Source organism: Halomonas saccharevitans (assembly GCF_032333995.1).
GTDB lineage: Bacteria > Pseudomonadota > Gammaproteobacteria > Pseudomonadales > Halomonadaceae > Halomonas > Halomonas saccharevitans.
This window is the reverse complement of sequence record NZ_JAVXUR010000002.1, coordinates 413,810-432,210: the sequence shown is the minus strand read 5'-3', so window position 1 is coordinate 432,210 and position 18,401 is coordinate 413,810. Positions and strand designations below refer to the sequence as shown.

The window sequence follows — 18,401 nt, the reverse complement described above, 5'->3', positions numbered from 1 at the left end:
GTCTCGGGAGCCGGGGGGAGGACGTCAAAGAGGCAGTCGGGGTACGCCTTTGAGGGAGCGGCGCCTACCTATTAGGGTATAGTGTCATACGCCCTCTCGTTCGTCCGGCTGGAGACCCCGATGAAGCTGCTGCAGCGCTCCCTGGTGGCCCGCATCAGCGCCTCGCTGCTGGCGATCAGCGCCATGGCGCTGATCAGCATCGTGGTGACCATGATGGTGGCCAACGGCAGCCGCGGCGACGCCGCCGCCATCAATGTGGCCGGCTCACTGCGCATGAACACCTACCAGATCGTCGCGGCCCTGCAGCGCTACCAAAGCGAGCCTGCGCCGTGGCATCGCGAACGGATCCAGGCGCTGAGCGAGCGCTTCCACGAACGGCTGGTCAGCCCCCGGCTGACCGCGGCGCTGCCCGAGGCCGAGGACCACCCCCTGCGCGAGCAGTACCGGCTGCTGCAGACGCGCTGGGAAGAAGCGCTGGCGCCCCAGGTGATCCGCGCCATCGCCGGCGGCGGGCTTGAGGTCGAGGCCCTGCGCCAGGCCCTCGACGTCCTGGTGGGCGACATCGACCAGATGGTCACCCGGCTCGAGCAGAACAGCGAGGCCAAGATCCGCCTGCTAAGCGCCCTGCAGATCCTCTTCCTGTTGCTGACCGCGGTGGTGGTGGCGATCGCCCTCTACGACATCCGCCACAACCTGGTGGGCCCGCTGCACCAGCTGGTGGTACTGGCCCGGGAGGCCGGACGACGCAACTTCGGCCACCGTACCCGGCTCTCGGGCAGCGACGAGCTGGCGCTGCTCGGCAACACCCTGAACACCATGGCCGCGGAGCTCGGCGAGAGCTACGCGGAGCTCGAGGCGCGGGTGTCGCGCAAGAAGCAGGAGCTGGCGCGCAGCAACGAGGCCATGCAGATCCTCCACGACGGCAGCCGTGAGCTCTACGGCGGGGGCAACGACCTCTGCGCCAGCGCCGCCCCCATGCTGCGCCGCCTCGAGGACCTGCTCGGCATCGGCCCCATCGGCCTCGCGCTGCACGACCCCTTCGACCAGCGCGAGGTGTCGATACTGGCCACCCACTCGCCCAGCCGACCGACCTACTGCCGCAACCACGACTGCCACGCCTGTCTGATCGACCCCCAGCCCCTGGAGCTCTCCGAGGAAGAAGGATCGGAGTGCCTGATGCTGCCGGTGAGCATCGGCGAGACCCTGCTCGGCACCCTGGAGGTCTGGTACCCCACCGCACAGCCGCTCAGCGCCAGCACCCGCCGGCTGCTCTTCACCCTCTCCGACCAGCTGGCCACGGCGGTCTACCTGCAGCGGCGCATCGAGGAGGAGCAGCAGGTGACGCTGATGAACGAGCGCACCATCATCGCCCGCGAACTCCACGACTCCCTGGCCCAGTCGCTCTCCTACCTGAAGATGCAGGTGGCGCGCCTGGAGCGCATGCAGGCCAAGGAGATGCCGCGGGAGACCCAGGGGCCGGTGTTCGACGAGCTGCGCACCGGGCTCGACAGCGCCTATCGCCAGCTGCGCGAACTGCTCACCACCTTCCGGCTGCGCCTCGACGGCCCGGGGCTCTCGAGCGCCCTGCGCCAGACCACCCTGGAGTTCAGCGAGCGCCTGGGCTTCACGGTGGAGCTCTACGTCGACGTGCCGCCGCATCTGCTCAACCCCAACGAGGAGATCCACGTGCTGCAGGTGGTGCGCGAGGCGCTGGCCAACGTGCACAAGCATGCCCGGGCTCACTGGGCGGCGGTCACGGTGCGCTTCGCCGAAGCCCGCCTCGAGGTGATGATCGAGGACGATGGCATCGGCCTCGAGACGCAGGACTCACCGCCCATGCACTATGGCCTGGTGATCATGCGCGACCGGGCCGACACCCTGGGCGGCGACTTCCGGGTGCGCAACCGCGACGCCGGCGGTACCCTCGTGGCCATCGCCTTCACCCCGCAGACGGCCCGTCTGATCGCCCAGCAGCCCGCCGAGCCGCCGAAAGCCTTCAACCAGTGAACAGGGACCCTGCCGGATGACCCGAAACGCCCACGACCCCGCCACCCTCCTGATCATCGACGATCACCCGCTGCTGCGCCGCGGGGTGACCCAGCTGCTCGAGCTGGAGGACGACCTGTCGCTCGCCGGCGAGACCGGTGAGCCGGAAGAAGGCGTCCGGCTGGCCGGCGAGCTGGACCCGGACCTGGTGCTGCTGGACCTCAACATGCCGGGGATGGACGGCATCGAGACCCTCAAGCGGCTGCGCCAGGAGGGCTTCGCCGGACGCATCGTGATGTTCACCGTCTCCGACCACGAGGAGGACGTGGTCGCCGCCCTGCGCGCCGGCGCCGATGGTTACCTGCTCAAGGACATGGACCCGGACGACATGATCCGCCAGCTGCGCCAGGCGGCGCTGGGCCGCATGGTGATCAGCGAGAGCCTCACCGCCCTGCTGGCCGAGGCGCTGCGCAGTCAGCGCAGCCAGCCGGCCACCCCGGATATCCACAGCCTGACCCAGCGCGAGCGGGAGATCCTGCGCGAGCTGGCCGCGGGCCTCTCCAACAAGCTGATCGCCCGCCAGCTCGACATCACCGAGGGCACGGTGAAGGTCCACGTCAAGCACCTGCTCAAGAAGCTCAACCTGCGCTCCCGGGTGGAGGCCGCGGTGTGGGCCGTGCAGGAGGGTGTGGACAAGTAGCCAGGCGGGGCTCTGTGTGGATACCTCCAAAGATTCACGCCGCCCGTCCCCGGTCCGCCACCGCCCCGGGGGTGAGCCTAAGCCCCTGATATAGCAGGCAAGCCCTCGCCAACCCCTCTACCCCTCAAGGGGTATCTCGCTGTTTTGGCGGCCTTTTTAGGCCGTTTCGCCGCCGGTTCCCCGGGCGTATCTTGCGTGGCAAAGCCCCTGGCTTGATGTCGGTCAACCGCCATCGCGCGAGGGGCGCCACCGAGAGACCGCGAGGGGGAACCACCATGACCAGAGAGAGTGCCGACTCCACCCGCTGGGAGGGCCAGCGACAGCCGCTTCCGCCCAGCGGGCGGCGCAACGCCGACATCGAACACTGGGACGTCGAGAACGAGGAGTTCTGGAAGACGCAGGGCAAGAAGATTGCCAGCCGCAACCTCTGGATCTCCATCCCGAGCCTGCTGATGGGCTTCGCCGTCTGGCTGATGTGGGGCATGATCACCACCCAGATGCGCAACCTCGGCTTCCCGTTCACGGTGGATCAGCTGTTCACCCTGACCGCCATTGCCGGTCTCGCCGGCGCCACCCTGCGCATCCCGGCGTCGTTCATGATCCGCATCGCCGGCGGGCGCAACACCATCTTCCTGACCACCGCTCTGCTGATGATTCCGGCACTCGGCACCGGCATCGCCTTGATGAACCCGGGCACGCCCTTCTGGGTCTTCCAGGCCCTGGCGCTGCTCTCGGGCATCGGCGGCGGCAACTTCGCCAACTCGATGAGCAACATCTCGAGCTTCTTCCCCAAGAAGCAGCAGGGCTATGCCCTGGGCATGAACGCCGGCCTCGGCAACTTCGGCGTTACCACCATGCAGATCCTGATCCCGCTGGTGATGACCGTCGGCCTCTTCGGCGCGCTGGGTGGTGATGCCATGGAACTCCAGAAGGCCAGCGGCACCCTGATCGGGCGCATCGAGGCGGGCACCGACACCTGGATCCAGAACGCCGGCTTCATCTGGCTGGTCTTTCTGATCCCGCTGGCCTTCGCCGGCTGGTTCGGCATGAACAACATCCGCGCCATCACCCCCAACCCCGGCTCTCCCGTGCAGGCCTTCGGCAAGATCCTGGGCCTCTACGGCGTGGGCCTGATTACCTCGGTGATCGGCGTGGTCGCCCTGGGCTGGCTCAACATGTGGCTCGCCCTGCCGCTGACAATCGCCCTGACCCTGGGCCTGCTGCGCCTGATTCCCGGTGACATCAAGCCGAACATCCAGAAGCAGTTCGCGATCTTCTCCAACAAGCACACCTGGGCGATGACGGTGCTCTACATCGCCACCTTCGGCTCCTTCATCGGCTTCTCCGCAGCGCTGCCGCTCTCCATCAGCGTCATCTTCGGCAACATGATGGAGGTAGCCGCCGACGGCACCATCACCCGCGTGGCCAATCCCGACGCCCCCAGCGCCCTGACCTGGGCCTGGATGGGGCCCTTCGTCGGCGCCCTGATCCGTCCGGTGGGCGGCTGGATCTCCGACAAGGTAGGCGGCGCCATCGTCACCCAGGCCATCTCCGTAGTAATGGTCCTGGCCTCCGCGGCGGTGGGCTACGTGATGATGCTGGCCTACAACGCCACCGACCCCAACCAGTACTTCTGGATGTTCCTTGGACTGTTCATCGTGCTGTTCGCCGCCAGCGGCATCGGCAACGGCTCCACCTTCCGCAGCATCGGCTTCATCTTCGACCTGCAGCAGAAAGGCCCGGTGCTCGGCTGGACTTCTGCCGTGGCCGCCTACGGCGCCTTCATCGCCCCGCGGGTGATGGGCGAGCAGATCAAGGCCGGCACCCCGGAGATGGCGATGTACGGCTTCGCGGTCTTCTACGCCCTCTGCCTGGTCGTCAACTGGTGGTTCTACCTGCGCCCGGGCGCCTACGTGAAGAACCCCTGAACCCGCAAGAGGATGGGGCGCCGCCAGGCGCCCTACTCCCAAAGGGATAGGCCTGGAATATCAAGGGGTAGCGGGGCGGCGGACTTGATGCACGTCAATATCCCCCGCCCTCCGCCTGCCAGTCTGGAAAGCGACCATTCATGCACGCCGAAGGAGGCAAGACATGAAACACCTCGAAGGGGTGACCCGGCCCCAACAGATCCGGGCGCTGTCACTCAGCACCCTGGCGTTCACCACCTGCTTCGCGGTGTGGACGATCTTTTCCATCATCGGCATCAAGATCAAGCAGGATCTGGGCCTCAACGAGACCCAGTTCGGCATCCTGGTGGCCACCCCGATCCTGACCGGCTCGATCAGCCGCATCTTCCTCGGCATCTGGACCGAGCAGTTCGGCGGCCGGCGCGTCTTCAGCCTGCTGATGCTGGTCACCGCGGCCTGCGTCTTTCTGCTCTCCTATGTCGAGTCCTACGCGATGTTCCTGGTCGCGGCGCTCGGCGTGGGCCTCGCCGGCGGCTCGTTCATCGTCGGCATCGCCTACACCTCCTACTGGTTCGAGAAGGAGCGCCAGGGCACGGCGCTGGGCATATTCGGCGCCGGCAACGCCGGGGCGGCGGTGACCAACTTCGCCGCGCCCTTCCTGCTGCTGGCGCTGGGCTGGGAGCAGACCGCGGTGATCTACGCCATCGTGCTGACCGTGGTGGCCGTGGGCTTCTGGGTGTTCTCCAAGGAAGATCCGCTGACGCTCTCCCGGCGCGGCCAGGGCGGCAAGGCCACCTCCGCCCGGGAACAGCTGGCCCCGCTCAAGCACCTGCAGGTGTGGCGCTTCGCCCTCTACTACTTCTTCGTCTTCGGCGCCTTCGTCGCCCTGGCCTCCTACCTGCCGCGCTACTACGTGGGGGCCTACGACGTCAGCATCGCCGTGGCCGGCTCGCTGGCCGCCCTCTACACCCTGCCGGCCAGCGTCTTCCGGGCGCTCGGCGGCTGGATGTCCGACCGCTACGGCGCGCGCTCGATCATGTACCTGACCTTCATCGCCTCGCTGGTCTGCCTGTTCCTGCTCGCCTATCCCGAGACCCACTACGTGGTGGAGGGCAAGGAGGGCCAGATCGCCTTCTCGCTCGCCATGCCGCTGTGGGGCGTGGTGGTGCTGACCGTGCTGCTGGGCTTCTTCATGTCGCTGGGCAAGGCCGCGGTCTACAAGCACATCCCGGTCTACTATCCGGAGAACGTCGGCTCGGTGGGCGGCCTGGTCGGCATGATCGGCGGCCTGGGCGGCTTCTTCCTGCCCATCCTGTTCGGCGTCGTGCTCGACCTCACCGGGGTCTGGACCAGCTCCTACATGGTGCTCTTCGTGCTGGTGGCCGTGTCGCTGATCTGGATGCACGGCGCGATCCGGCGCATGGAGCGCGCCCGGGTGCCGGAGCTTGGCGAGGAACGCTATCGCTACCTGCCGGAGCTTCAGGAGCCGTCGGCCCGCTATGCCGCAGGAAAAGCAGCCGCTGACGACGCCGCGCCGTCACGCCCGGGTCGGCAGGCCGAGGCCTGATCCGCTCCGTCATTCACTCCACTCACTCCACTCACTTCACTTCAGGAATGCCGACTCAGGAATGCCGCCCACGGGCGGCATTCGCGTTTACGGGCATGGACTTGATCCAGGCCAAGGAAGGCAGGCGCACCCCGCGCTATAGTGGCATGTGAAATACATCAATAGGCCGGCCCTCTATACGGACTCCGGCCGAGTGCCGGATGCGAGGTGTTCCCCGATGTCCCTAACCCAGTCCCACACTCAGTTTCACTCCCCGGCCCACGACGGCGACCTCGACTCGGAGAAGGCCGCCCGCGGTCGCGGCGCCGCCATCGTCGTCTACATGCTGTTCCTGGGCAGCGTGCTGGCCGTGGTCACCGCGCCCATCGGCGTGCTGATCGCCCACCTCAAGCGGCGCCACGCCGCGCCCTGGGTGCAGAGTCACCTGCAGTTCCAGATCCGCACCTTCTGGCTGGGCATGCTGGGCGGGGGGCTCTTCGTCGCCGCCTGGCAGCTGCTGGGGCTGGTCGGCGCCCCCGCGGTGGCGCCCTGGGCGCTGGGCTACGTCTACTTCACCGCCTGCCTGATCTGGATGGTGGCGCGCTGCGGCGTGGGCATCAGCCGGCTGACCTCCAATGAGCCGGTGCGCGACCCGACGAGCCTGGCCTTCGGTGGCGCCCGGGTCACCCTGGCGGACGAATGAGCGAGCGCACCCTGACACGCGAGCTGCCCAACCCCGGCTGGGGTCCGCTCTCGGCGCTGCCCGGCAACCCGCTGATGTGGGTGCTGATCTTGAGCGAGATGCTGGTCTTCAGCGCCTTCTTCGCGCTCTATGCCGCGGAGCGTGTCGGCGCGACGGCGCTGTTCGACGCCTCCCAGCGCCAGCTCGACCCGCTGGTCGGCGGGCTCAACACCCTGGTGCTGCTGACCAGCGGGCTCTGCGTGGCTCTGGCCGTGGAGGCGGTGAGCGCCGACCGCATCCGCCGGGCCCGCCAATGGCTGGGGGTCTCCATGGCGCTGGGCGTGCTGTTCGGGGTCATCAAGGGAATCGAGTATGGCGGCAAGTTCGCCGCCGGCATCACCCCGGAGACCAACGCCTTCTTCGGTTTCTACTACGGGCTCACCGCCTTCCACTTCGCCCACGTGCTGTTCGGCCTGGCGCTGCTGGCGCTGGTGACCTGGCGCACCTCCACCGAGAACGTGGAGACCGCCGCGGCCTTCTGGCACATGGTCGACCTGATCTGGATCCTGCTCTACCCGCTGCTCTACCTATTACGTTGAGCTGATGGCTCCCTATTGCGCTGAGGGCTCTTCAGCGAGCTGAGGGCTCTTTATCAAGCTGAAGGCTCTCCATCAAGCTGAAGGCTCTCTCCCGAGGTGATCATGACTACGCTTCCCGGCACCCGCCGCCTGCTCACCACCTGGGCCACGCTGATGGCCCTGACGCTGCTCTCGATGGTCTCGGCGCGCCTGGACCAGCACAGCTGGCAGGCGCTGCCGCTGTGGTCGGCGGGCCTGGTGATCGCCGCCACCGGCTTCAAGGCGCAGCGGCTCCTGATGGTCTATCTCAACCTGCGCGCCGCCACGCCGGCCTGGAAGGGCACCTTCGTGGGCCTGGTGCTGCTGACGCTGGCGCTGATCGCCGGCGGCTACCTGGCGGCGCGCTTTACCTGATACTCACTGCCCGCAATGCCGAAGGGCCTGCATCCGCAGGCCCTTCGACGTCGTGTGGTTCCAGATCGTGGGGGGTGGCTAGCGACGCTGCGAGTGCTCGGGTGGCGGCGTCGCCCTTGCCCACCCCTCCAGGGCGCGGCCCAGGCGCATCAGGCCGTAGACCAGGAACGGAGTCAGCAGCATCAGGCCGATGCCCCAGTCGCGGTTGTTGAGCAGCCACACCAGCGGCAGCACCAGCGCCACGGCGGCCAGGCACCAGGTCGCCGCGGCCAGCACGAATCGAGAACGGGGAGACATGGCACTCCTCCTTGCGTTGGGCCTCGCCGGACGAGGCTCTGGTGATGACGTTCTGATGGTGAAGTTCAGGTGGCGATGATCTGGCGATAGATACCCGGCAACGCCAGGGAGAGGTGCTCCGGGCGCTGCACGATGGCGTAGCCGCCGCGGCCGAACAGGTGGGGAATATACTGCCCCGCCTCGCGGTCGATGGTCACGCCGAACACTTTCACCTCCTGACGCCGCGCCTCGAGCACCGCCTTGCGGGTGTCCTCGATGCCGTAGCGCCCCTCGTAGTAGTCGTTGTCGTTGGGCTTGCCGTCGGTGAGCAGCAGCAGCAGCCGATGGCGGTTGGGCCGCTCGCTCAGTTGCTTGGTGAGATGGCGAATGGCCGGTCCCATGCGGGTATAGTTGCCCGGCTTGAGCGCCGAGATGCGCCGCGAGACCCGCTCCCCCATGGGCTCGTCGAAGTCCTTCAGGGTATTCACCCAGACCTTGTGGCGGCGCTGGGAGGTGAAGCTGTGAATCGAATAGTCGTCTCCACACCCGGCCAGGCCGTGACCCAGCACTAGCAGCGCCTCCTTGGCCACGTCCAGCACCCGACGATCCTGCAGCCAGGCCTCGGTGGAGAGCGACACGTCGACCAGGACCGACACCGCCAGGTCGCGGGCCTGGGTGCGGCTATCGATGTAGAGCCGATCGCTGGACTCACCGGTAGCGGCCAGGTCGCAGCGGGCGCGGATCACCGCGTCCATGTCGAGATCAAAGCCGTCCAGCTGGCCGCGCAGCAGCTCGCGCCGCGGGCGCAGGGCCTCGAACTCGCGGCGCACCCGACGGATGCGCCGGCGAGTGGTCTCGTCCGGCGTCCAGTCCTCGCCCTCCTCCTCCTGCACGCCGCTGAGTACCACGCAGTGATCGGGCAGGTAGGCCTGGCGGCGGTGGTTCCACTCGGGATAGGTGTGGCGCCCTCTCAGTCGGCCGCCGCTGGCCTCGTCCGGGGCCAGGTCGAGGTCGAGCTTGAGCGTCGAGGCCGCCCGCTTGCGGTTAGGCGTGAGCACGATCTCGTCGATCTGATCGGCGGCCTTCTTGGCTTCCTCTTCCTCATCGTCGTCGACGAGGCGATTGAGGTTCACCATCTCGGCCCAGGAGAGCATCTTCTCCATGTTGTTGAGCATCAGCGGGTCGTCGCGGTCGGCCTGGTCCTGCTCGCGGCGGTCGGCCTTGCGCTTGCCCTGGTCGTCCTCGGGGGAGGCGGCGGCGCTGGTCGGCGTCTCGTCGTCGTCCAGCGAGGCCTCGCGGGCATCGTCGCGGGTGCCCAGGGTGATGGCCTGGCCCCACAGCGGCACCGGCAGCAGCGGCCGATAGCCGCGCGGCGCACGGAAGTCGCCCAGGGGACGGCCCGGCTCGCGGATGGCCCGCTGCATGGCGCTGGCCCAGGCCTCCTCGGGGTCGGGTGCGCCCAGCTCCGCGCGCAGGGCGGCCTCCAGGGCGGCCTCCATGGGCGGCAGGCCCTTGCGCCGCGGGCGGATGGCGAGCAGTTCGCCGCTCAGGCGCACGTAGCGATCCGTCAGTCCCGGAAAGCGCGCCAGCGCCGCCCGCGCGGTGCGTCGTGCCTCGCGCAGGCGCGCGAGATCGGCCTGCAGCGGGTCCGCGGCCAGCGTTACCGGCCGGGCCTCGGCCAGGAAGGCGGTGAGCCACAGGTAGAGGTCGCGGTTGAGGGTCGCCTCGGGAAACAGCGCCAGGCGCGGCGGCAGCAGCAGGTGCTCCTCGTCGCGACGGGCCTGGTCGAGATCCTCCTCATCGAGGCCCAGGCGCTGGCGCAGGCTCAGCCGGTGCGCCGAGGCGCGCCGGGCAATGGCGGCCACCTCGACCCCCGCCTCGCCGCCGCCGGCGCGGAAGAAGACGCCGAGCATGGGGCGCAGGCTCTCGAGGGTCACCGCCGCCTCGGGGTGGTCGGGGTAGCTCGCCGCCCCGGACGCCCAGCGGTGCCAGAAGCGGCCGACGGTCTCCTCGACTTCCAGAAAATCCAGCATATGACGTCTCCTGAGGAAACATGGCCTGGGTTTTACGCGCCCGTTTCACCGCGGGTCATGGGCGTCCGGGGATAAGACGAAGCGAGGGTCTTTTGCCATGGATGGCAAAAGTAGCGCCCAGGGAGGGGTTCACAGCGCCCTCGCGAAGGCTTGTCGCCGGAGCAGCCCAGCTCCATCAACAAGACCTCGAGAAAAACCGTTATCCGAACGTGGCCTGGATGGCTTCCATCAGCCCCTCCTGGACGTCCGCGTCATCCGAGAGCGGCTCCACCAGGGTGGCACGGGCGGCCTCCAGGATCGGCATGCCGGCGCCGATCAGGGTCGCGCAGTAGACCAGCAGCCGGGTGGAGACGCCCTCCTCCAGGTCCTGGCCCTTCATCGCGCGCAGGCTCGCCGCCAGGTTGACCAGCGCCGCGCAGCGATCGGGCTCGAGACCGCTCTCCCGGGCGACGATGTCGCGCTCCACCGCCGGCGGCGGGAAATCGAAGGACATCGCCACGAAGCGCTGCCGGGTACTCGGCTTGAGCGACTTGAGGATGTGCTGATAGCCCGGGTTGTAGGAGACCACCAGCATGAAGTCGTCCGGCGCCTCAAGCAGCTCGCCGGTGCGCTCCAGCGGCAGCAGGCGGCGGTCGTCGGTCAGCGGGTGGAGCACCACGGTGACATCCTTGCGCGCCTCCACCACCTCGTCGAGGTAGCAGATGCCGCCCTCGCGCACCGCGCGAGTCAGCGGGCCGTCGACCCAGCGGGTCTCGCCGCCCTGCAGCAGATAGCGTCCGGTGAGGTCGGCGGCGGTCAGGTCGTCGTGGCAGGAGACGGTGTAGAGCGGCTTGCCGAGCTTGGCCGCCATGTGGCTGACAAAGCGGGTCTTGCCGCAGCCGGTCGGCCCCTTGAGCAGCATGGGCAGGCGCTGCTGGAAGGCCTGGTCGAACAGGGCGCACTCGTTGCCGACGCTCTGGTAGTAGGGAATCGCCTGCTCGTCGGCGTTGGCGGCCACGGAGGAAAGCGGCATGGGGATCACTCCCGTCTGGGTGAACGAACGAGGGCCCCGACCGGGGCCCTCGGTGGGTCAGGCGCGATCGGGACCCGCGGTCAGCTGGGTGCCGCCGGCCGGCACCTGCTCGCGAGCCGGGCCGAAGAAGGCATAGATCAGCATCACCGCGCCGATGGCCACCGCCACGCCGGCGCCCAGGCGCATCAGGTAGAAGAGACCGAGCTGGTCCTGCACCTCCATGTAGTTCATCCCCAGCACGCGCTGCAGGTGGGTCTGGACGACACCCGCGAAGGTCAGCGTGAAGGTCATGAAGCACATGGCGCCGGTCATGATCCAGAAGCCCCACATGTTCAGCACCTGGTTATAGGGCTGCACGCGGCGCAGCTGCGGCATGGCGAAGGTGATGATGCCAAGCATCAACATCACGTACGCCCCGTAGAAGGCCAGGTGGCCGTGGGCGGCGGTGACCTGGGTGCCGTGGCTGTAATAGTTGACCCAGTGCAGGGTGTGCATGAAGCCCCACACGCCGGCGCCGAAGAAGGCCACGGTCGGGCAACCCAGGGCCCACAGCATGGCGGCCTTGTTGGGATGGTTGCGGCTGCCCTTCCAGAACATGGTGAAGGCGAACACCACCATGGCGAAGAAGGGGATCACCTCCAGAGTGGAGAAGATGCTGCCGATGGGCTGCCAGTAGCTCGGCGCGCCGATCCAGTAATAGTGGTGGCCGGTGCCCAGCAGCCCGGAGAACAGCGACAGGCCGACGATGATATAGAGCCACTTCTCGATCACCTCGCGGTCGACGCCGGTCATCTTGATCAGCAGGTAACCCAGCAGCGCCGCCATGATCAGCTCCCACACGCCCTCGACCCAGAGGTGCACCACCCACCACCAGTAGAGCTTGTCCACGGCGAGGTTGGAGGGGTTGTAGAAGGCGAACAGCCAGAACACTGCAGCCAGCCACAGGCCCAGCATCAGCACCAGGTTGATGGCGGTTCGCCGCCCCTTGGCGAGGGTCATGCTGGTATTGAACAGGAACATCAGGAACGAGATGGTGATCAGTACCTTGATCCAGAACGGCTGCTCGAGAAACTCGCGCCCTTCGTGGATCCCGAACTGGTAGCCGACCAGCGCCGCGGCGCCGGCGAAGGCGAAGATCGCCAGCTGGATATAGGCGATGGTGGGGCTGTGGGTCTCGCGCTCGGCCTCTTCCGGCATCAGATAGTAGGTGGCGCCCATGAAGCCGATCAGCAGCCAGACGATCAGCAGGTTGGTATGGCTGACGCGCATGATATTGAAGGGCATGACCTCGGCCATGAAGTTGGGCCAGGCATAGACGGTGGCGGCCAGCAGCCCGAAGACCACCTGCAGCGCGAAGAGCGCCATGGCCACCATGAAGAAGGGCAGCGCCACCTTCTGGGTTTCGTATTTCATCGGTATCGTTCTCCTCGATTGATCCGCGATCCGCGGTCCGGCGTCCCGGCGGTCCGGCGGCTCAGCCGGCGGGGTGCGGCGGCCAGTCCTGGTCGTCGATGCCGTCGGTCCACTCCAGGAAGTCGATCAGCGACTGCATCTCCTCCTCGCTGAAGTCGTAGGCGGGCATCTGGCGGCGTCCCTCGCCCCCCAGCGGCTGCGCGCGGATCCAGGCGGCGAGGCCCGCGCGGGCCGCGTCGGGGTTCTCGTGACCGCCGTAGCGCTCCCAGACGTTGCCCAGCTCCGGCGCGAAGTAGGCGCCCTCGCCCATGATGCTGTGGCAGTTGATGCACATGTTCTTTTCCCACACTTCCTTGCCGTGCTTGACGGACTCGGTGAGCCCCTCGCTGTCGGTGGACGTGGTGACCATGTACCAGTGGCTGTGGGCCGTCAGTGCGGCAAACAGCAGAAAGAAGAACAGCGACCCGCCGTAGAAGATGTTGCGGGCCGCCGACTTGGTGAGACCGTCGGCCATGGACCATACCCCCCTTGCTCGTGTGGCAGTGCCGTCGCCTCTCACGGCAAGCGGCCCTGCGCCCTTATTAAGATGTATAGGAAATACATGTTAAGCCTAGCAGCAGGGCACGGCATGGAGCCTTGACGTCGATCAATTTTCGGCAAGAGGAAGGCGGACGACGACCGCGAGGCCGCCGCCCGGGAGGGGCTCAGTGGCCGAGGATCTGGCCGAGGAAGAGCTTGGTGCGCTCGGAGCGCGGATGGTTGAAGAAGGTCTCGGGGGGCGCCTGTTCGATGATCTGGCCCTGATCCATGAAGATCACCCGGTCGGCCACGGTCTTGGCGAAGCCCATCTCATGGGTCACGCAGAGCATGGTCATGCCGTCCTGGGCCAGCTCGACCATCACGTCGAGCACCTCCTTGATCATCTCGGGATCGAGCGCCGAGGTCGGCTCGTCGAAGAGCATCACCTCCGGCTGCATGCACAGTGCCCGGGCGATGGCCACGCGCTGCTGCTGGCCCCCGGAGAGCTGACCCGGATACTTGCGAGCCTGGTCGGCGATCTGCACCCGCTCGAGGATCTCCATCGCCGTGCGCTCGGCCTCGGCACGCGGCTTCTTCTGCACCCAGGTCTGGGAGATGCAGCAGTTGTCCAGCACGCTCAGGTGGGGGAAGAGGTTGAAGTGCTGGAACACCATGCCGACGTTGCGGCGGATCTGCTCGATGCGCTTCACGTCGCGGGTCATGGGCAGGCCATTGACCACGATGCGACCCTCCTGGTGCTCCTCGAGGTGGTTGATGCAGCGGATCAGCGTCGACTTGCCCGACCCCGAGGGGCCACAGATGACGATGCGCTCACCCTGGGCGACCGTCAGGTCGATGTCGCGCAGCACGTGGAAGTCGCCATACCACTTGTTGAGCCCGGTGATCTCGACCATGGGTGCGTCGGCCCGGGCAGCATTTGCCTGATTCATGAGAAGGTCCCGTTGATGATGGTCAGTTCCGATGGCCGGTATGCAGGCGCCGTTCGATGTACTGGCTGTAGCGCGACATGCCAAAGCAGAACACCCAGAACACCAGGGCCGCGAAGACGTAGCCCTCGGTGGCGAAGCCCAGCCAGTTGCTGTCGGTGAGTCCCGCGCGGATGATCGCCAGCAGGTCGAAGAGCCCGATGATCAGCACCAGCGAGGTGTCCTTGAACAGCGCAATGAAGGTGTTGACGATGCCGGGGATGACCAGCTTGAGCGACTGGGGCAGCACGATCAGCCCCATGCGCTGCCAGTAGCCCATGCCCATCGCCTTGGCCGCTTCTTCCTGGCCGCTGGGGATGGCCTGCAGACCGCCGCGCACCACCTCGGCCATGTAGGCGCTCCAGAAGAACATGATGCCCACCAGCGCCCGCAGCAGTTTGTCGAACTCCACCTGGGTGGGCACGAAGAGCGGCAGCATCACCGAGGCCATGAACAGCACCGTGATCAGCGGCACGCCGCGCCAGAACTCGATGAACACCACGCAGAAGCCCCGCACCAGCGGCATCTTCGAGCGCCGCCCCAGCGCCAGCACCACGCCGATGGGCAGCGAGCCGACGATGCCCACGGTGGCGATGGTCAGGGTCAGCATCACCCCGCCCCATTCGCGGGTCGGCACGTGGGTGAGCCCGAAACTGCCGCCCACCAGCAGGAAGAAGGCCAGCACGGGGAAACCCACCAGGGCGAACACCCCCACCCAGCGCTTGGCGGGCAGGCGCGGGATGACCAGCCAGGCGATCAGCACCGCCAGCAGGACGAAGACCAGATCCACCCGCCAGCGCTCGGCCTCGGGATAGAAGCCGTAGACGATCGACTCGAAACGCGCGCTGATGAAGACCCAGCAGGCCCCCTCGCCGCTGCACGCCTCGCGGGAGTCGCCGAGCCAGTCGGCCTGGAACACCGCCCACTGCAGCGCGGGCCACAGCAGCATGGAAAGCAGCGTCACGGTGATCAGGGTCACCACCCCGTTGAGCGGGGTATTGAAGAGGTTGGCATGCAGCCAGCCGAGCAGTCCGCGACGCAGGTCGGGGGGACGCCGCTCGGCGACCATCTCGGGCTCGGTGGTGGTAATGGTATCTGCCATCTCAGCGCTCCTTGAGCAGCGTGCGCGCGTTGTAGAGGTTCATCAGCGCGGACACCACCAGGTTGATCAGCAGGTAGACGCCCATGGTCATGGCGACGATCTCGATGGCCTGGCCGGTCTGGTTCAGCGCCGTGCCGGAGAACACCGCCACCAGATCCGGGTAGCCGATCGCCGTGGCGAGCGACGAGTTCTTGATCAGGTTGAGGTGCTGGCTGGTCAGCTGCGGCACGATCACCCGCATCGCCTGGGGAATCACCACCTTGCGCAGGATGATGCCGCCCGGCAGGCTCAGCGCCTTGGCCGCCTCCACCTGGCCCTGGGGCACCGACTGGATCCCCGAGCGCACGATCTCGGCGATGAAGGAGGCGGTGTAGATCGAGAGCGCCAGCCACAGCGCCATCAGCTCGGGCAGGATCGTCACGCCGCCCTGGAAGTTGAAGCCGGCAAGCGACGGGATGGACCACTCGAGCGGCATGCCCGTGGCGACGAAGGTGAGCGCCGGCAGGCCGATCAGAATCAGCGCGCCGAGCTTGAAGATCGGCAGGGCCTGCCCGGTTTGCGCCTGACGACGCCGGGCGTAGCGCACCAGCCCGGCGGTGGCGATCACCGCGGCCAGCAGCGCCCAGGGGGTGGCGGCGAAGCCGTCAAGCGGCTGGGGGCCGGGCAGCACCACGCCGCGCACGTTGAGAAAGATCGCCTCGAACAGCGAGTGGCTGTTGCGGGGGCTCGGCAGGGCCTGCAGCACGGCGAAGTACCAGAACAGGATCTGCACCAGCAGCGGAATGTTGCGGAAGATCTCGACGTAGGCGGTGGCCAGCCGGGCCAGCAGCCAGTTGGGTGACAGCCGGGCGATGCCCACGGCGAAGCCGATCAGGGTCGCCGTGACGATGCCCAGGGCGGAGACCAGCAGGGTGTTGAGCAGCCCCACCACGAAGGTGCGGGCATAGGTGCTGTCGCCGGAGTAGTCGATCAGGGTCTGGGGGATCGAGAAGCCGGCGCGGTCCTGGAGGAAGTCGAAACCGGTGGTGATCCCCCGGGCCTCGAGGTTGGCCAGGGTGTTCGACACCACCATGGCGATGAAGGCCCCCAGCGCCAGCAGCAGGATGCCCTGCACCAGCAGGGCGCGGAAGGTGGGGTCGCGCCACAGCGGCCCCCGCTCCCGTGAAGAAGAACGCAGCATATCGAGCCTCGTGGACGTCAACGACACGGCATCACGCATGTCGCCATGCGTGATGCCCGTTCAGGGAACGTTCGGTGTCCGAGCGATCAGCGGACCGGCGGTGCGTAGAGGATGCCGCCCTCGTTCCACAGCGCGTTCACGCCACGGCTGATCTGCATGGGCGAATCCTCACCCACGGTGCTGGCGAAGACCTCGTGGTAGTTGCCGACGTGGCTGATCAGCTGATAGGCCCAGTCGTTTTCCAGCCCCATCTGCTCGCCATAGTCGCCATCCACGCCCAGCAGGCGCGCCACCTGTGGGTTGGGCGGGGTGGCCTTCATCTCGTCGACGTTATCGCTGTTCACGCCGAGCTCCTCGGCGTTGACCATGGCGAAGATCGACCACTTGACGATGTCCAGCCACTGATCGTCGCCCTGGCGCACCACGGGGCCGAGCGGTTCCTTGGAGATCAGCGTCTCGAGGATCTCGACGCTGCCGGGCTCGGGCAGCTGCAGTCGCAGGGCGCTGAGCTGCGAGGTGTCCGAGGTCAGGATGTCGCAGCGGCCGCTGGCGAAGCCCTGGGCGGTCTGGTCGGGGGTGTCGAAGGTGACGGTCTGGATGTCGATGCCGCGGGAGGGGAAGTAGTCGGCCAGGTTGAGCTCGTGGGTGGTGCCGGACTGAATGCAGATCGAGGCGCCGTCGAACTGCTTGGGCCCCTCGAGCCCCAGGTCCTTGGCCACCATGAAGCCCTGGCCGTCGTAGAAGGTGGTGGCGGTGAAGTTAAGCCCCAGCGAGTTGTCGCGGGTCGCGGTCCAGGTGGTGTTGCGCGAGAGGACGTCGATCTCGCCGGACTGCAGGGCGGTGAAGCGCTCCTTGGCGGTCAGCGGCGTGAAGGAGACCGCCTCGGGATCGCCGAAGATCGCGGCGGCGATGCCGCGGCAGGTCTCCACATCGAGCCCCTGCCAGGTGCCGTCCTCGTCGGGCGAGGAGAAGCCCGAGAGGCCCACGTTGACGCCGCAGCGCAGCTCGCCACGCTCCTTCACCTCGTCCAGGGTGGCCGCCGAGGCGGAGGAGACCATGCCGACGCAGAGGGCAGCGGCGGAGAGGGAGAGCAGTGTCTTGTTATTGTTGCGCATGAAAAGACTCCGGGGTCTGGTAGATCGAATACTGCTGATGCAGCAGTCTCGAACCTAGCAGACCCCGAAGCGGCGTGACCAACTCACGTTTAAACGCTTGTCCCAGTGGCCCGAGGGCCGCGGGCAATCAGGATTCGGTAATGTCCTCGATCCAGGTCAGGGCCGCGACGCCGCCGGGCAGGCCCAGGGTGGGGATGGCCAGCATGGCCACCTGCTTCAGGGCCTCGGCGGACTCGCTCTCCTCCAGGCCGCGACGCACGTGGGAGTGCACCGCCCCCTCGGAGCGCGCCCCCACGGCCAGCGCCAGCTTGATCAGGCGACGCGTGCGCGCGTCCAGCGGGCCGGACTCGGCACAGGCCCGGCCGAGCTCGGCATAGGCCGACCAGACCTCTGGATACTGCTCGGCCACCTGACCGGCACCAGCGGGGAGTTCCTGTTTCGACATGAGATTATCCTTCTGCAGACGAGTGGCGGAGTCAGTATAGGACTGCATATAGGGCTCAGCACATGGGGCCTCAGCACATACATCGCAGCGCAGGCGCTCCTGGCCTCAGGCCAGCCAGGAGAGCGTGCTGTGGGTCACGGCCGCCCCCAGCATGTAGGCGAAGGTGGCCAGCGCCGCCAGCGCCGCGACGCCGCGCACCGCGGGGGTGCGGCCGCGCTTGATCGCCAGCGTGCCCAGGCCGATGTAGCCAAGCAGGGCGATCAGCTTGGCGGCGAGCCAGGGCTGCTGTTGGGGCCAGGCGGAGAGCAGCACCATTAGCGTCACGCCGAGCCCCAGCAGGGCGGTATCGATGAGGTGAGGCACCACCTTCACCCAGCGCCGCTGCAGCAGCGGCGCCTCGCACACCGACCACCAGGCCCGCAGCAGGAAGAAGGCGAGGCTCAGGACGGCGGCGGTGACGTGCAGGTGCTTGATCAGGGAGTAGTGTTCCATGGTGCTCGGCATCGG

Annotated in this window: 18 protein-coding genes; 7 read left to right on the top strand and 11 right to left on the bottom strand. The window is 67.4% G+C overall.

What is annotated here, in order from left to right; translation table 11 throughout:
* Nucleotides 1-120: 120 nt before the first annotated feature.
* The 7 genes from RSO68_RS07465 to RSO68_RS07435 all read left to right on the top strand — a co-directional run bounded on the left by RSO68_RS07465 (nt 121) and on the right by RSO68_RS07435 (nt 7,813).
* Entirely contained in the window at nt 121-2,007 is a 1,887-nt protein-coding gene (locus RSO68_RS07465) for a histidine kinase (protein ID WP_315586083.1), read from the top strand.
* Nucleotides 2,008-2,023: 16 nt separating this feature from the next.
* Nucleotides 2,024-2,686 carry a two-component system response regulator NarL gene (gene narL / locus RSO68_RS07460; RefSeq protein WP_315586081.1) on the top strand — a complete coding sequence of 221 codons (663 nt, stop codon included), beginning with the start codon at nt 2,024-2,026 and terminating at the stop codon, nt 2,684-2,686.
* A 275-nt stretch (nt 2,687-2,961) separates the two neighbouring features.
* The gene (locus RSO68_RS07455; protein ID WP_089846461.1) at nt 2,962-4,614 is read left to right on the top strand and encodes an MFS transporter; all 1,653 of its coding nucleotides are present in this window, start codon (nt 2,962-2,964) and stop codon (nt 4,612-4,614) included.
* 163 nt (nt 4,615-4,777) lie between these two features.
* Nucleotides 4,778-6,160 (top strand): MFS transporter, encoded by a 1,383-nt coding sequence (locus tag RSO68_RS07450; RefSeq protein ID WP_315586078.1) that lies wholly within the window; start codon nt 4,778-4,780, stop codon nt 6,158-6,160.
* 217 nt (nt 6,161-6,377) lie between these two features.
* On the top strand, nt 6,378-6,842 hold the full coding sequence (locus RSO68_RS07445) for a DUF4870 family protein (RefSeq protein ID WP_315586076.1): 465 nt from the start codon (nt 6,378-6,380) through the stop codon (nt 6,840-6,842).
* On the top strand, nt 6,839-7,420 hold the full coding sequence (locus RSO68_RS07440; RefSeq protein WP_315586074.1) for a cytochrome c oxidase subunit 3 family protein: 582 nt from the start codon (nt 6,839-6,841) through the stop codon (nt 7,418-7,420). The genes RSO68_RS07445 and RSO68_RS07440 overlap by 4 nt, the downstream gene beginning before the upstream one ends.
* A 102-nt stretch (nt 7,421-7,522) precedes the next feature.
* On the top strand, nt 7,523-7,813 hold the full coding sequence (locus RSO68_RS07435; RefSeq protein ID WP_089846455.1) for a hypothetical protein: 291 nt from the start codon (nt 7,523-7,525) through the stop codon (nt 7,811-7,813).
* A gap of 78 nt (nt 7,814-7,891) precedes the next feature.
* Here RSO68_RS07435 and RSO68_RS07430 read toward each other — a convergent pair whose 3' ends face one another.
* From RSO68_RS07430 to RSO68_RS07380, 11 genes are all read right to left on the bottom strand, one after another.
* The gene (locus RSO68_RS07430; protein WP_089846454.1) at nt 7,892-8,110 is read right to left on the bottom strand and encodes a hypothetical protein; all 219 of its coding nucleotides are present in this window, start codon (nt 8,108-8,110) and stop codon (nt 7,892-7,894) included.
* Between the two features lie 65 nt (nt 8,111-8,175).
* Nucleotides 8,176-10,122, bottom strand: coding sequence for a nitric oxide reductase activation protein NorD (locus RSO68_RS07425; RefSeq protein WP_315586071.1), 1,947 nt, complete (start codon nt 10,120-10,122; stop codon nt 8,176-8,178).
* Between the two features lie 199 nt (nt 10,123-10,321).
* Nucleotides 10,322-11,134 carry a CbbQ/NirQ/NorQ/GpvN family protein gene (locus RSO68_RS07420; RefSeq protein WP_315586070.1) on the bottom strand — a complete coding sequence of 271 codons (813 nt, stop codon included), beginning with the start codon at nt 11,132-11,134 and terminating at the stop codon, nt 10,322-10,324.
* A gap of 57 nt (nt 11,135-11,191) precedes the next feature.
* Nucleotides 11,192-12,547, bottom strand: coding sequence for a cbb3-type cytochrome c oxidase subunit I (locus RSO68_RS07415; RefSeq protein WP_089846448.1), 1,356 nt, complete (start codon nt 12,545-12,547; stop codon nt 11,192-11,194).
* 61 nt (nt 12,548-12,608) lie between these two features.
* Nucleotides 12,609-13,061: a c-type cytochrome gene (locus tag RSO68_RS07410; RefSeq protein ID WP_089846446.1), complete on the bottom strand. Its 453-nt coding sequence runs from the start codon at nt 13,059-13,061 to the stop codon at nt 12,609-12,611.
* A 190-nt stretch (nt 13,062-13,251) separates the two neighbouring features.
* Nucleotides 13,252-13,980 (bottom strand): amino acid ABC transporter ATP-binding protein, encoded by a 729-nt coding sequence (locus tag RSO68_RS07405; protein ID WP_089846684.1) that lies wholly within the window; start codon nt 13,978-13,980, stop codon nt 13,252-13,254.
* 58 nt (nt 13,981-14,038) lie between these two features.
* Nucleotides 14,039-15,121 carry an amino acid ABC transporter permease gene (locus RSO68_RS07400; protein WP_089846682.1) on the bottom strand — a complete coding sequence of 361 codons (1,083 nt, stop codon included), beginning with the start codon at nt 15,119-15,121 and terminating at the stop codon, nt 14,039-14,041.
* A gap of 34 nt (nt 15,122-15,155) precedes the next feature.
* The gene (locus RSO68_RS07395; RefSeq protein WP_089846444.1) at nt 15,156-16,334 is read right to left on the bottom strand and encodes an amino acid ABC transporter permease; all 1,179 of its coding nucleotides are present in this window, start codon (nt 16,332-16,334) and stop codon (nt 15,156-15,158) included.
* A gap of 86 nt (nt 16,335-16,420) precedes the next feature.
* Nucleotides 16,421-17,449: an amino acid ABC transporter substrate-binding protein gene (locus tag RSO68_RS07390; protein WP_315586060.1), complete on the bottom strand. Its 1,029-nt coding sequence runs from the start codon at nt 17,447-17,449 to the stop codon at nt 16,421-16,423.
* 127 nt (nt 17,450-17,576) lie between these two features.
* Nucleotides 17,577-17,894: a carboxymuconolactone decarboxylase family protein gene (locus RSO68_RS07385; RefSeq protein ID WP_315586057.1), complete on the bottom strand. Its 318-nt coding sequence runs from the start codon at nt 17,892-17,894 to the stop codon at nt 17,577-17,579.
* Between the two features lie 105 nt (nt 17,895-17,999).
* Nucleotides 18,000-18,386, bottom strand: a complete 387-nt coding sequence (locus RSO68_RS07380; protein ID WP_315586055.1) for a SirB2 family protein — start codon at nt 18,384-18,386, stop codon at nt 18,000-18,002.
* Nucleotides 18,387-18,401: the final 15 nt, after the last annotated feature.

Excerpts from the sequence above, each read along its gene's own strand:
- RSO68_RS07415 (WP_089846448.1), bottom strand. The coding sequence starts at position 12,547 with ATGAAATACGAAACCCAGAAGGTGGCGCTGCCCTTCTTCATGGTGGCC.
- RSO68_RS07390 (WP_315586060.1), bottom strand. The coding sequence starts at position 17,449 with ATGCGCAACAATAACAAGACACTGCTCTCCCTCTCCGCCGCTGCCCTC.
- RSO68_RS07410 (WP_089846446.1), bottom strand. The coding sequence starts at position 13,061 with ATGGCCGACGGTCTCACCAAGTCGGCGGCCCGCAACATCTTCTACGGC.
- RSO68_RS07420 (WP_315586070.1), bottom strand. The coding sequence starts at position 11,134 with ATGCCGCTTTCCTCCGTGGCCGCCAACGCCGACGAGCAGGCGATTCCC.
- RSO68_RS07465 (WP_315586083.1), top strand. The coding sequence starts at position 121 with ATGAAGCTGCTGCAGCGCTCCCTGGTGGCCCGCATCAGCGCCTCGCTG.
- RSO68_RS07380 (WP_315586055.1), bottom strand. The coding sequence starts at position 18,386 with ATGGAACACTACTCCCTGATCAAGCACCTGCACGTCACCGCCGCCGTC.
- RSO68_RS07430 (WP_089846454.1), bottom strand. The coding sequence starts at position 8,110 with ATGTCTCCCCGTTCTCGATTCGTGCTGGCCGCGGCGACCTGGTGCCTG.
- RSO68_RS07445 (WP_315586076.1), top strand. The coding sequence starts at position 6,378 with ATGTCCCTAACCCAGTCCCACACTCAGTTTCACTCCCCGGCCCACGAC.
- RSO68_RS07405 (WP_089846684.1), bottom strand. The coding sequence starts at position 13,980 with ATGGTCGAGATCACCGGGCTCAACAAGTGGTATGGCGACTTCCACGTG.
- RSO68_RS07435 (WP_089846455.1), top strand. The coding sequence starts at position 7,523 with ATGACTACGCTTCCCGGCACCCGCCGCCTGCTCACCACCTGGGCCACG.
- narL (WP_315586081.1), top strand. The coding sequence starts at position 2,024 with ATGACCCGAAACGCCCACGACCCCGCCACCCTCCTGATCATCGACGAT.
- RSO68_RS07455 (WP_089846461.1), top strand. The coding sequence starts at position 2,962 with ATGACCAGAGAGAGTGCCGACTCCACCCGCTGGGAGGGCCAGCGACAG.
- RSO68_RS07440 (WP_315586074.1), top strand. The coding sequence starts at position 6,839 with ATGAGCGAGCGCACCCTGACACGCGAGCTGCCCAACCCCGGCTGGGGT.
- RSO68_RS07450 (WP_315586078.1), top strand. The coding sequence starts at position 4,778 with ATGAAACACCTCGAAGGGGTGACCCGGCCCCAACAGATCCGGGCGCTG.
- RSO68_RS07400 (WP_089846682.1), bottom strand. The coding sequence starts at position 15,121 with ATGGTCGCCGAGCGGCGTCCCCCCGACCTGCGTCGCGGACTGCTCGGC.
- RSO68_RS07395 (WP_089846444.1), bottom strand. The coding sequence starts at position 16,334 with ATGCTGCGTTCTTCTTCACGGGAGCGGGGGCCGCTGTGGCGCGACCCC.
- RSO68_RS07385 (WP_315586057.1), bottom strand. The coding sequence starts at position 17,894 with ATGTCGAAACAGGAACTCCCCGCTGGTGCCGGTCAGGTGGCCGAGCAG.
- RSO68_RS07425 (WP_315586071.1), bottom strand. The coding sequence starts at position 10,122 with ATGCTGGATTTTCTGGAAGTCGAGGAGACCGTCGGCCGCTTCTGGCAC.